The 11,908-nt window shown below is 48.3% G+C and carries 10 protein-coding genes; 7 read left to right on the top strand and 3 right to left on the bottom strand.

The window, feature by feature from the left end:
- Positions 1-9: 9 nt before the first annotated feature.
- Complete coding sequence (locus tag ACXAH1_RS02500; RefSeq protein WP_475193491.1) at positions 10-2,244, bottom strand: ABC transporter permease subunit; 2,235 nt, start codon at positions 2,242-2,244, stop codon at positions 10-12.
- Between the two features lie 466 nt (positions 2,245-2,710).
- Between ACXAH1_RS02500 and ACXAH1_RS02495 the strand changes: the two genes are divergently transcribed.
- The 3 genes from ACXAH1_RS02495 to ACXAH1_RS02485 all read left to right on the top strand — a co-directional run bounded on the left by ACXAH1_RS02495 (position 2,711) and on the right by ACXAH1_RS02485 (position 7,006).
- Positions 2,711-3,214 (top strand): glycine cleavage system transcriptional repressor, encoded by a 504-nt coding sequence (locus ACXAH1_RS02495; protein WP_054014383.1) that lies wholly within the window; start codon positions 2,711-2,713, stop codon positions 3,212-3,214.
- 206 nt (positions 3,215-3,420) lie between these two features.
- Complete coding sequence (gene ppk1 / locus ACXAH1_RS02490) at positions 3,421-5,508, top strand: polyphosphate kinase 1 (protein ID WP_475193489.1); 2,088 nt, start codon at positions 3,421-3,423, stop codon at positions 5,506-5,508.
- Positions 5,509-5,518: 10 nt separating this feature from the next.
- Complete coding sequence (locus tag ACXAH1_RS02485) at positions 5,519-7,006, top strand: Ppx/GppA phosphatase family protein (RefSeq protein WP_475193487.1); 1,488 nt, start codon at positions 5,519-5,521, stop codon at positions 7,004-7,006.
- A gap of 107 nt (positions 7,007-7,113) precedes the next feature.
- Here the strand turns inward: ACXAH1_RS02485 and ACXAH1_RS02480 are convergent, their stop codons facing one another.
- A complete protein-coding gene (locus ACXAH1_RS02480; RefSeq protein ID WP_475193485.1) occupies positions 7,114-8,391 on the bottom strand; it encodes an EAL and HDOD domain-containing protein in 1,278 nt (425 codons plus the stop codon).
- 147 nt (positions 8,392-8,538) lie between these two features.
- Here ACXAH1_RS02480 and ACXAH1_RS02475 point away from each other — a divergent pair, with 147 nt between their 5' ends.
- On the top strand, positions 8,539-9,327 hold the full coding sequence (locus ACXAH1_RS02475) for a substrate-binding periplasmic protein (protein WP_475193484.1): 789 nt from the start codon (positions 8,539-8,541) through the stop codon (positions 9,325-9,327).
- Between the two features lie 17 nt (positions 9,328-9,344).
- Here the strand turns inward: ACXAH1_RS02475 and ACXAH1_RS02470 are convergent, their stop codons facing one another.
- On the bottom strand, positions 9,345-10,181 hold the full coding sequence (locus ACXAH1_RS02470) for a 23S rRNA (adenine(2030)-N(6))-methyltransferase RlmJ (protein ID WP_475193482.1): 837 nt from the start codon (positions 10,179-10,181) through the stop codon (positions 9,345-9,347).
- A gap of 222 nt (positions 10,182-10,403) precedes the next feature.
- On the opposite strand from ACXAH1_RS02470, the gene ACXAH1_RS02465 reads away from it, so the two are divergent.
- Genes ACXAH1_RS02465 through ACXAH1_RS02455 form a run of 3 tightly spaced genes read left to right on the top strand, consistent with a single transcriptional unit; the run spans position 10,404 to position 11,887 of the window.
- Positions 10,404-10,631, top strand: a complete 228-nt coding sequence (locus ACXAH1_RS02465) for a cell division protein ZapB (protein ID WP_046005422.1) — start codon at positions 10,404-10,406, stop codon at positions 10,629-10,631.
- Positions 10,631-10,918 carry a cell division protein ZapA gene (locus tag ACXAH1_RS02460; protein ID WP_475193480.1) on the top strand — a complete coding sequence of 96 codons (288 nt, stop codon included), beginning with the start codon at positions 10,631-10,633 and terminating at the stop codon, positions 10,916-10,918. Before ACXAH1_RS02465 ends, ACXAH1_RS02460 begins: the two co-directional genes overlap by 1 nt.
- Positions 10,919-11,887, top strand: a complete 969-nt coding sequence (locus ACXAH1_RS02455) for a hypothetical protein (RefSeq protein ID WP_475193479.1) — start codon at positions 10,919-10,921, stop codon at positions 11,885-11,887.
- Positions 11,888-11,908 lie beyond the last annotated feature (21 nt).

Raw genomic sequence — 11,908 nt, 5'->3', positions numbered from 1 at the left:
TCACTCCAGTTACATTGAGCTGTATTTTTCACGTAGCTGCTGACGTACAAACTCAGCCATCGTGTTAAATACGAAAGTAAAAATAAACAATACAAAGGCCGCAAGGAACAGGATCCGATAATGCGAGCTGCCCACTTCAGATTCTGGCATTTCTACCGCGATGTTCGCCGCCAAGGTACGCATTCCCTGGAAGATACTCCAGTCCATAATCGGTGTATTACCCGTTGCCATCAGTACAATCATGGTTTCACCCACAGCACGACCCAGGCCCATCATTACCGCCGAGAAGATACCCGGGCTGGCTGTCAGTAGCACAACACGCACCAGCGTTTGCCATTGCGTTGCCCCCAAGGCCAGTGACCCGTTTGACAGGTGTCTGGGTACACTGAATACTGCATCTTCGGCAATCGAGAAAATCGTTGGAATAACCGCGAAGCCCATCGCAATACCCACGACCAAAGAGTTACGCTGATCGAAAGTCAGGCCCAGTTCATTAGTCAGATACTGACGTACGTTACCACCGAACATCCACCCTTCAATGACATCGCTCATGGCAAAAGACACCCAGCCAACCAGCAATACCACAGGGATCAGCAAGATTGAGTGCCAGCCATCCGGAACAAGGTGACGAATGGCTTTAGGAAGCTTGGTCCAGCCCAGCGCTGTACCCAAAATAGCTAGGGGCAATAGCAGCAGCAGCGCGACAATCGCAGGTAAGTGGCTTTCGATCAGCGGCGCCAACCACAGACCTGCCAGGAAACCCAAAATAACGGTAGGTAGTGCTTCCATGATTTCAACCGTTGGCTTCACCACACGACGCAGTTCACTCGACATAAAGTAAGCGGTGTAAATGGCCGCTGAAAGCGCAATCGGTACCGCAAACAGCATGGCATAGAAAGCGGCTTTAATCGTACCAAATGAAATTGGCACCAGTGAGAATTTAGATTCGAAGTCATCACTGGCTGACGTTGACTGCCAGGTGTATGCCGGCTCTGGATAGCCTTCATACCACACTTCCTGCCATAACGCAGACCAGGTTACTTCCGGGTGCTCATTGTGCAGCTCAAACACACTGACCTGATTGCCAGTCAGTAATAAGGCCGCATTCGCACGAGGCGAGATAGCAAAGGCATCGATTGCCTGTTCAGCAACTTTACCACGCCATAGCTCGGCTTCACTGGTGGTGTAGTACACGCCCAGTTCACCCTTTTCTGTGGTGGTGAAGAAAGTACGACGATAGAACTCACTGTGCACTTTCATGTGCTTGCTCTTATCGCTATCAAAGGCACGAATTTTGGCAAACTCACGACCAGCGTCCGTGTTTACTTCAAACCACTGTGATACTTCACCATTGTCATTGGCCAGCATCAGGGAGTTGGCACCGGCAAGCAGGGCCATGCTAACCAGATTGGCATTTTCTTCGTTGGCCGCTAACAGTTGAAACTGAGTAACATCGTCCGCAAAGCGGGTGTCAAAAATATAAATCTGATTCGCAGAACGCACGAAAGTACGGGTGGTATCCGGTGAAATCAGTAAGTCATCAATGCGACCATCAATGGGCAGCTCAGTGCGTGTTACCTGCCACTCCAGCTCACCGGTAAACATGTTTTCTTCGGCGACGTAGGACGCGAAGATCACCCGTTTGTCGGCAGTCAAAGCAACCACCGCCGTTTTATCTTCGTAATGGCTAAAGGCAAACTTTTTCAGCGCCTGTTGCTGCTCATCGACCAGCAACTGCTGACCTGCAAGTGGGTAACCCAGGCGAGGTTTCATCACACGCTGGTTACCCGGAAAAGTGACCACAAAGTTGGGCTTGAGGATCTGTATCTGACCATTATCAAGACCGTACGCATATTGGCCTAAAAATGGCGCGCTTTTCGCGAAGCTGGTGATTTGGCCGTCCAGCTTGGTTTGTAAGGTGCTAACAAGTTTACCTGCACCCTCGCCCTTCACCTGATAAAAATCAACCTGACCGGTATTATCCAGCAAGTACGCAATCTCTGTTTGCTCTTCTACTCCGAGCGCGAAGTAGCGCTTCTCGGCAGATAACGCGATATCAACCCGCTTTTCGACCTTGGCAGATTCGAAAATGGGCTGTACAACGTAAAGCAAATAGAAGAATATCAATAGCAAAGCGACCAATACCATTACCCCACCTGAGGTAATGCCAAATTGGGCAAAGCGGTCCTTAAATAGACGGCTTCTATCCGTTTTAAAGGATGGTTTTTGCGGATTGGAAGTCATCAAAATACCCTTTCATAATCAAACTGCGGCGCATTATATTTCATCAAGATGACAGTTGTGTTACACACTATCCCAAGTCTGCCCGCTTTGTGGCATTGCTCTTCATTAGTTACGCTCATCACTTGTTTTTTCATGCTGAATGCTGATCCTCAGAGAGTATGTTAGTTCCCAACTTTACACCACCGCTCTCAGATTGCCTGACAAAAAATGTGCTCAATGCCTAAAAGTACAACGCCTTCATGACAATCAGGCTGTGCAGGTAGGCGCAAAATATCTCTCTGTTCAAGGAACTTAACACCTTGAGTAAGGCTCGAATTACAGTAAGCAATGTGATTTTTGCATTTTTTTACATTGTATCCATTATCGGAAGTAGACAAATAAGTTTCATTTACTAGGCTTATAGAGCGATTATTCGCTTTCATTCAGGGCTTAGATACCGAGCCACCAATAATAAGAGACATGTGATATGAAGCAGTTAGTACTAACACTTATAGGCAAGGACCAACCAGGTCTCGTTGAAAGAGTTTCCTCAACCATTCTTAACCACCACGGCAACTGGCTAACCAGTAATTTAAGTCACCTTGCCGGACAATTTGCAGGGATAGTGCAGGTTGAGGTAGCAGAGGAGCACTTACAAGAGCTGCAAAACGCCGTACTTGATATATCTGGGCTAGAGGTACGCATCGCCAATGGCGAACAAGACCAGAGCACAGAACCAGAAACCTTGAACTTAGTAATAACGGGTAACGATCGCCCTGGTATTGTCCAGGAGCTGGCAACAGTGATCCGCCACAAAGGCGCTAACATTACCCATCTAAACTCCAAACAGCAGAGTGCGCCTAATTGGGGAGTCCCGATTTTTAGTGCATTTGCTACCGTTAGCTTGCCCGCTGGTATGATCAAAGACAACGTTATCGAAGCCCTTGAAGCCATCACCAGCGATCTGATCGTGGATGTCGAACAGTCCTGATCGCACTGACCGGTAAGGTTGCAAGTTACCTTACCGGGTATTCCACCAATCAGCTTTTTTGTACACACATTTTGATATCAAACAAGCCAGATAAAGGAGAGTGGTCTACACTTTGTTGATAATTCGGTGACATGACAGCGCATGTCATATAAGTGTCACACTACAGACATATTCTACCCGCAGCTTTAATTACCATGGAAAGAAAGATGCAAGCATTATCTAACGATCCCATTACCATCAGCTATTTTGCCAAAGAGCTGAGCTGGCTGTCCTTTAACGAGCGTGTCCTTCAGGAAGCCAAAGACAAAAGCAACCCTATTATTGAGCGGATCCGATTTTTAGGCATATTTTCCAATAATTTAGATGAATTCTTCCGGGTCCGAGTAGCCGATGTAAAACGTCGCATCTTATTAAGTAACCTGCCCGACACCGACTTCGACGAAGACGAAGCACTGCTTAACCAGATGAACAAGAAAGTGCTGGAGCTGGGCAAGAAGTTCTCGCACATTTATGATCAGATCCTGGTGGACCTGAATGAGCACAACATTCATATAAAAAAGCCGGCAGAGCTGTCGGACTTTCACCAACAGTGGCTGGCCAAGTACTTTCAGGATCAGGTGCTACAGCACATGTGCCCTATTTTACTGAGCGAAAGTAAAGACTACTCAGATCACATCAATGATGCCCTGACCTACCTGTTTGTCGAAATGCGTGGCGACAAGCAACATCATGCGCTGCTGGAACTACCAACCGATCGCCTGGAGCGTTTTATTCTGCTGCCACCGGAAAAAACCCGGCGCCACAAAACCATAGTGATGCTCGACGAAGTGGTACGTTTTTACCTCCACGAAGTGTTCAGGAACTTCCTCAGCTTTGACAACATTGAAGGGTATGAAATCAAGCTAACCCGGGATGCCGAATACAATCTGGATGATGAAATTGAAGAAGGCCTGCTGGATAAAATGTCAAAGGGCCTTAAACAGCGTTTATATGCCGAGCCAGTGCGACTGACTTACGACGAGGCGATGCCAGAAGAAATCCTCAAAGTCATGAAAAAGCGCCTTGGCGTCACCAGCCAGGATGCCCTGATCCCCGGTGGTCCGTACCGTAATTTCCGCGATTTTATTGGCTTTCCGAATGTCGGTCGCGGCTATCTGGAAAACAAACCCCTGCCACCCCTGCAAAGTGAAGCATTTAACGCCTATCGCAGCATTTTCAGAGCGATTTCTAAGCGGGACATCCTGCTTTACTACCCTTACCACACCTTTAACCACATGCTGGAATATGTGCGTCAGGCAGCGTTTGACCCCAGAGTCACCCAGATCAAGGTCAATATCTATCGCGTCGCGTCACGCTCCCGACTGATGGCTTCGCTGATCAATGCCGCCAAAAATGGTAAGAAAGTCACCGTGATGGTCGAACTCAAAGCCCGTTTTGATGAACAAAACAACATTGAGTGGGCAAAAATGCTCAGCGATTATGGTATCAAGGTTATGGTTGGGATCCCGGCACTGAAAGTGCACAGCAAACTGTGTGTGGTTCACCGCCGGGAAAAAGGCCAAATCGTGAAATATGCCCACATTGGTACTGGTAACTTCCACGAAAAAACCGCCCGTATTTATACCGACTTTAGCCTCTTCACTAAACACCCTGAGATCTGTGATGAGTGTGATGATGTGTTTAAGTTCATTGAAAGCAGCTACAGGCCGTTTAACTTTAAACACCTGATGATTTCGCCAATCAATGCACGAGAAAAAATTCTCGCTTTGATTGATCAGGAAAGTCAAAATGCCCAGGCTGGCAAAACAGCCAAGATCACTGTTAAGGTCAACAACCTGGTAGACAAAGAGCTGATTGACGCCTTGTATAATGCTTCTATGGCAGGCGTAAAGATCCGCATGATCATCCGAGGCATGTGTGCTCTGGTACCTGGCCTGCAACGCTTTAGTGAGAACATCAAAGTGATCAGTGTCGTCGACCGCTTTTTGGAACACCCCAGGGTCATGGTCTTCGAAAACGATGGCAATCCTCAGGTGTATATTTCCTCAGCAGACTGGATGACCCGCAATCTGGATCACCGGGTTGAAGTTGGCACCCCAATTTACGACGAGTCACTTAAACAATTGATCATCGATATTCTTGAACTGCAATTTAAAGACAGAGCAAAAGCACGGATCATTGACAGTGAACAGAAGAATCTCTATGTTCGTCGCGGTAATAAGAAGAAGATCCGCTCCCAGATAGCCATCTATGACCATCTGAAAAAGTGGGAAAGCAACCAATCCAACACATAAGGGCAGCTCTATGACCACATACCCTTCCATCGCGGCCGTTGATTTAGGCTCGAACAGTTTTCATCTAGTCGTCGCGCGGGAGGTCGATGGTCGTCTGCAATTGCTACACAAAGAAAAACAGCGGGTGTTTCTGGCTGCCGGTTTAGACGAGCAGTTTAACCTGAGCGAAGAGGCCATAGAGCGCGCGCTGCATGTACTGCAACAGTTTGCAGCCACGTTACAGGACTTTGATAAACACAGTGTGCAAGTGGTTGCCACTTATACACTGCGTAACTGTCGCAATATTCGTTATTTTCTGGCCAAAGCAAAACAAGTTTTTCCTTTTAAGATCAATGTCATTTCCGGACAAGAAGAAGCTCGTCTCATCTATCAGGGTGTGGCAAACCACATTCACAGCGACGACAACCGTCTGGTGATCGATATCGGTGGTGGCAGTACCGAACTGATCATTGGCAAACATCTGGATCACAAATTACTCACCAGTCGCAATATTGGCTGCGTGACGCTCAGTAACAGTCATTTTAAAGATCTTAAACTAACGGCCAAACGCTTTGCCAAAGCCGAAATAAAGGCGGAGCAGAACATCGAGGCCATTTCCGCCAGTTACCGCAAGGCCGGCTGGCAAACCTGCATCGGCACGTCGGGCACCATTAAAACCTTATGTGCCATCGCTCAGGAATTATTTAACCAGGATACCCTGACCCTCACAGTGCTGGAACAGATCAGACAACGTCTGATTGAAGCCGATTCCCTGAGTGCGCTGAATCTTAAAGCGCTGCCCGAAGAGCGGTATGCCAGTATTGCAGGCGGACTGGCTATTCTGATCGGGGTATTCAGGCAACTCAACATCGACGAGCTGAGTTACTGTGACAACTCATTACGCGAAGGCCTGTTGCAGGAAATGGCGCAAAATGACGAGTTTGATATTCGTGCCCGCACCATCAGCGCGGTCGGAGATCATTATGCCGTTGATAAGCAACATGCAGAGCATATTTGCGACACCCTGAACCAGATGTTTGACATGGTGCGAGCGCATTGGGCACTCAATGAAGTCGATCTGCAGATGCTGCGCTGGGCCGCGCGACTACACGAAGTGGGACTGGCAATAAACTCGTCAGGGATCCACAAGCACAGTGCCTACATAGTGTTAAATGCACAGCTGCCGGGATTTACCCAGGATCAACAACAGCTGCTGGGCACCTTGATCCGCTTTCATCGCAAAAAAATCAAACGCGCAGAGCTGTCGGCCTTAGTGGAAGCCGATCTGACACACTTTGCGCGCCTGCTCACCTTGTTGCGCCTGGCTATTCTGGTACATCAGAAACGACAAATTGATCAGGTGGCTAAGTTCACAATAGAAGCGCTGGATAACAGCCTGCTGCTGACGTTCGAGCCCGACTGGCTGGCTCAGCACTCTCTGTTTGTAGCGGATCTACAACAAGAACAGGCATACTGGAAAACGCTGAATATGACGCTTATGTTCCCGGCAATGAGTTAGTACCAACTTACATTCACTCTCGTTAAATGTGAAGGAACAAATATGACGCTAACGGTGTTAAAAGTTTCTCCGCCGGAAACAATTAGGACTCAGACCCGTAAACGGGCCTAGGCGACTTCTTCTTTTACAACAGAGTAAATTTCATCGGCATAGACACGGCTGTCCAGTGCCAGCGAAAAGAGCAATTCGATACTGGACGCCGGGCGAATGGCATTGAGGATCAGTTCGGCTTCCTGAATATTATTGCGTTCAACTTCAATCGCCAGACGCAACGCCCCACCGATCAACCCCTTATAGCTTAACAGCGCGCTGCTGAGGTCCGGATCCAGTGAAAACTCATCGACAATAACGGAGAGCTCTACATCCAGCACGGCATCAAGCACCGACATCAGACCAATCAGGTAGCCTTGTTGTGCCATTTCATCGCCGCCTGGCAGCAAGAATTGTTCAAGAAACTTCGCCCGTGCCAGGCCAAGCTTGGTCAACTCACTGGGTTTGTCTGCACCCAGTTCACTTAACGCCAGTACTTTTACAAACTGTCGAATAGCATCTTCACCAAGATACACCACCGCCTGGGCGATAGAGCGGATCTCAATTTTATCTTCACCTGCTTTAGCATTAGCAAGCTTAAGCACTCGTGCCGTCAGGCTCAGGTCTTTGGCGATCCTTTGCTGAATTTCTTTAAAACACAAAGACTGCTTGGCGGTACAACGTAATAAGTCCAGAACCACCAGTTTTGACGGCTCAACATTGCCATGATTCAGCATTTCCGGTACTGCGAAGAAAAAGCCCTGGAAGTAATCTGCCCCGGCACTTTTGATAAAGCTGTAGTGCTCCATGGTTTCAATCCGCTCGACAATCACTTTTGCATCAGGAAAGCGACGTTTGAGCTTTTTCAGCATCATGGTGGTTTTTATCACCGGCTCAAGGACTTCTATTTTAATGTAGTCCATCAGTGGCAGCAGCACTTCCCAGCGCTCGTCACCATCGTAATCATCCAGGGCAAAACGATATCCCAGCTTTTTTAGTTTAGTCACAGTGTTGACCAGCTCTGGTAAATTCGTGGAGCGCTCGACAATTTCGATTACCAGCCCTTGTGGCCGGAGTAATTTGGGAAGTTCTTGCAGTAATGTTTCATCTGACAGATTGATAAAGGCAGGCGCACCGGCAGCCAGCCGCTCGACACCGATAAAGAGCAGAGAATTAAAAAACAGCCTGCCTGTCGCCTGGCCATCGCTGACCCCGATAGGAAAGGCGTTATTGTGTGAGTCCCGATACAACAATTCATAGGCAGCCACGCTCTGTTCACGATTGAATATGGCCTGGCGTGCTATATATTGCACCGTGTCTTTTTTTGACTTGGCAATATGACCGCTCATTAACATCCTTAACTCTTGTACTTTAAAGGCTTCCGTTGTCCCAGCATATGAAAACTCACGCCCTTGAGCAATCTATTTTCTCACCACTGTGGTAACAACAAAGTTACCTCAGGTGGTTGCCGAGACTGTCACTCTTTTACTATTATAGGTCTTATGAGTGTTACACTTATTTCGCATTTTTGCATCCTGCTTTTTCTTATCCCGTTGCTTTTTAGCAGTCAGGGGGTTGCAGCTTTGTCTGAGCATCACAGCACGACTCAAGCGCAACATACTTTAAAATATAGTATCAGCGGCTCTGGCACGTTTTACCCCTATTTTACTAACGACCCGCATCATCCGGGTATCCTGCCAGATTTAGTCGCGCGCATACTGGCTCAGGCATCGGTGCAAGGCGAGAATATCGTACTGCCTGCAAAACGCACCAACCGTTATCTCGCGAGCGGTAAAATCGACTTCGACCTTATCAGCCCCGCCTGGCTAAACTCATCCCAACGCACCGATCCGCGGTTTGTTTTTTCAGAAGCAATCCTGCCTATTCGCGAGTACGTTATAACACGCACGCCCGTAGAGCCTCTCACCAGTTTGTCAGGTCAAATGGTCGGTACAGTGCGTGGTTACTATTATCATGACGATGATGTTTTTACCCGAGTAGACTTTGAGTCGGAGCGAGCGTTGTTACAAGCGCTGAATAAAGGGCGGGTGGAGCTGGCCATCGTTGGCGACCTGCCAGCAAAATACTGGTCAGAACAGGACAAGGTAAATTTGCACTTCAACCAGTTACATTCACAGGGCCTGCTGCATATTCGCTTGCGAGCCGAGCATGCCCATCTGTTGCCCCGACTTAACCAGGCGATTCTGACACTTCAGCGTTCGGGTCAAATCGCCCGGATAGAAACCTACTACCTGGAGCATGCCTTCGCGGGCAGGGATCAGAGCGAGTAGGCTGACACAAAGTCAGCTTACTCGGCCACCAACTGTTCACTGCGGAAAAACCCGGAGTCTGAGGATAAGCACGTCACCAGGTCAGGCAAGACTTCATCCATGGTCGCTTTGAGTGTCCACGGCGGGTTGATGACAATCATACCGGATGCCGTCATGCCACGCTCTTCGGTATCCGCCTCGGTAGCCAATTCAAATAACTGGATGTTTCTCACACCGGACTCAATCAGAGTCTGCTCCATCTGATCGATCCGCGCACGATCCACAACCGGATACCAGATCATATAGGTGCCCGATGCAAAACGTTTGTGTGCCTTGATAATAGAGCGAGTCGCAACCTCGTAATCAGACTTGATTTCATAGGGTGGGTCCATCAGTACACAGGCGCGACGAGATTGTGGCGGTACCAGTCCCATCAGGCCTTTAAAGCCATCTTCCCCTTTCACCCGCAAAGAACGCTTATGCCCTGTATTTTTTTCCAGTAGCTTGAGATCCTGCGGGTGCAATTCAAAAAACCAGCCTTTGTCCTGTTTACGCAAAAACTGCTCAGCCACTTTGGGCGAGCCGGGATAATAGGCCAGTGTGTCGCGATTCAGTGATTTAACCAGCTCAACATAATCTTGAATGGCACCCACCTGGCCGGAATACTGCCACAATTTCGCAATGCCCAGCAGATACTCTTGTGTCTTTTGCGCATCTTTGGCTGCCAATTCGAATAATCCGGCACCAGAGTGCGTATCGATATAATCAAAAGGCTTATCTTTACGAGTCATATATTCCAGCACTTGAGCCAGTACCAAATGTTTAATGACATCGGCAGGGTTACCTGCATGAAATGAATGTCGATAACTGAGCATTATCCGCTCCTAATTAGGTGGGCATTGTCCATTCCTTTGGCGCATAAAGCCGCGCTTTTTAAGCGCTTCGGCTGAACCATAAATGAACAAAATTGTTAGTATTGGGTATTATCGCTTAAAACGAGACAAAAATCAGCATAACCTGCCCTAATCACTAGCTTTGCAGCGCACTTTGCTTTACATTTGCATGACATAATCACAGTGATAATGAGCGCATTTAAAATGAAAGAAATTCTCCCTCAACTCGAGCAACTGATTGATCAACTTATTGCACAAAACAATACTCTGACTGAGCAGGTAAACACACTCAAAGAGCAAAACAGCAAATTAATTGATGAAAATGAGACGCTGCAGCTTGAAGTACTGGAAAGCGAAGAAAAGCAAAAAGAAACCAGCTCTACACTGAGTGGGTTGTTAGAAAAACTGCAGAGTGCTAGTCAGGCAGGCTAATGTCAGAATCGCCCGAACAGGTCACCGTCACCCTGCTGGGAAAAAGTCACCAGTTTTCCTGCACGCCAGGACAACAACAAGCACTGATTGATGCCGTAGACCTGCTTAACGGGCGGGTCGACGAAATGCGTCAGCGCGATACAGTGCGCAGCGATCACAATGCCTTGTTGCTCGCTGCATTACATCTGTGTCATGAATTGCTGGCATTGCAAAGTGATACCCAGCAAGCGGAGCAAACGCTACAGCAGCTGACGCAACGTATCAGTACTCAGATGGAACGTGCTTAAGTGCTTCGCCTGGTCTGTGTATTCTTCACCACACTGATGCTGGCGCCAACAACGTTTGCAGCCAACTGGCATACGGTTTCTGCTCAGATAACCCTGATAGAACCACAAGCAAAAGCCCGCTTTATCTTACCGAATATGGCGCTTATACAGGGCAAAACCTGTAGCGCCCTAATAGACAGCCACGGAGACTTTGTGGCGCTGGAACAGGTGATTAACCAACTCAAAGAACGCCTGAACACCCCTTTGTGTTATTTAATCGCCACTACCAGCGAGACCCACCAGCTCACCGGGCTGGCACTATTAAAACAGGCATTTCCGAATGCCAGCGTACACCTGCCAAAGGCGCCACAGCTCACAGATCATACGCTGCGAGTAGCACTGGATACACAGCTCGATAACTTTGCCAAAAGCATTGAGCTCAGTGAGCAAAGACTGAGTAAGTTATCTGCTGAGCAACAAGCTGCATGGCCACAACGGCTGGCGCTGGCCAAACAACGGCTGGCCCGCTGGCAAACGTTGCAAAGTACGGCTGTCACGAACGAGACTACAGCACCAGCTGATTTGGAACTGGGCGGAGTCACATTAAAACTCAGCCAGTTTCACGGTCAAAGCGGCTACGACCTGAGCGTATTCAGTGTGCAACATGGCGCTTTGTTTGCGGGACAGAGCGTAAACCTGCTGCCCTATGTCCGCAACACAAGTTGGCACTCTGCTCTGCTTGCCTTGCAGCACAACCCTCAACTCGACTGGGTCTTGCCTGCGTTTGGTAAACCCTATAAAGCTGAACAACTCAGTGTGCCAATCGCATTTTTAACGCTGGCACAACAACAGGCTGCGCAGGAAGATACCCGTCACCCCAAAACACTCACTTCTCTTTATCAGGACTTGCCCTACAACCAGATGCAATTGACTCAGCACTTCTCTCAGGCTGTCAAAGTTCTGGCCCGCAAGAAGACTTTGAATAAATAATCACCAGCAAGTATAGTGGAC

The organism is Pseudoalteromonas sp. AWH4_217 (assembly GCF_056161105.1).
Note: the sequence above shows the minus strand (reverse complement) of the source record. Positions and strands in the feature narration are given on the sequence as shown.

Bases quoted from the DNA above. Each gene is read 5' to 3' on its own strand.
- ACXAH1_RS02500 (WP_475193491.1), bottom strand. From the start codon at position 2,244: ATGACTTCCAATCCGCAAAAACCATCCTTTAAAACGGATAGAAGCCGT.
- ACXAH1_RS02495 (WP_054014383.1), top strand. From the start codon at position 2,711: ATGAAGCAGTTAGTACTAACACTTATAGGCAAGGACCAACCAGGTCTC.
- ppk1 (WP_475193489.1), top strand. From the start codon at position 3,421: ATGCAAGCATTATCTAACGATCCCATTACCATCAGCTATTTTGCCAAA.
- ACXAH1_RS02485 (WP_475193487.1), top strand. From the start codon at position 5,519: ATGACCACATACCCTTCCATCGCGGCCGTTGATTTAGGCTCGAACAGT.
- ACXAH1_RS02480 (WP_475193485.1), bottom strand. From the start codon at position 8,391: ATGTTAATGAGCGGTCATATTGCCAAGTCAAAAAAAGACACGGTGCAA.
- ACXAH1_RS02475 (WP_475193484.1), top strand. From the start codon at position 8,539: ATGAGTGTTACACTTATTTCGCATTTTTGCATCCTGCTTTTTCTTATC.
- ACXAH1_RS02470 (WP_475193482.1), bottom strand. From the start codon at position 10,181: ATGCTCAGTTATCGACATTCATTTCATGCAGGTAACCCTGCCGATGTC.
- ACXAH1_RS02465 (WP_046005422.1), top strand. From the start codon at position 10,404: ATGAAAGAAATTCTCCCTCAACTCGAGCAACTGATTGATCAACTTATT.
- ACXAH1_RS02460 (WP_475193480.1), top strand. From the start codon at position 10,631: ATGTCAGAATCGCCCGAACAGGTCACCGTCACCCTGCTGGGAAAAAGT.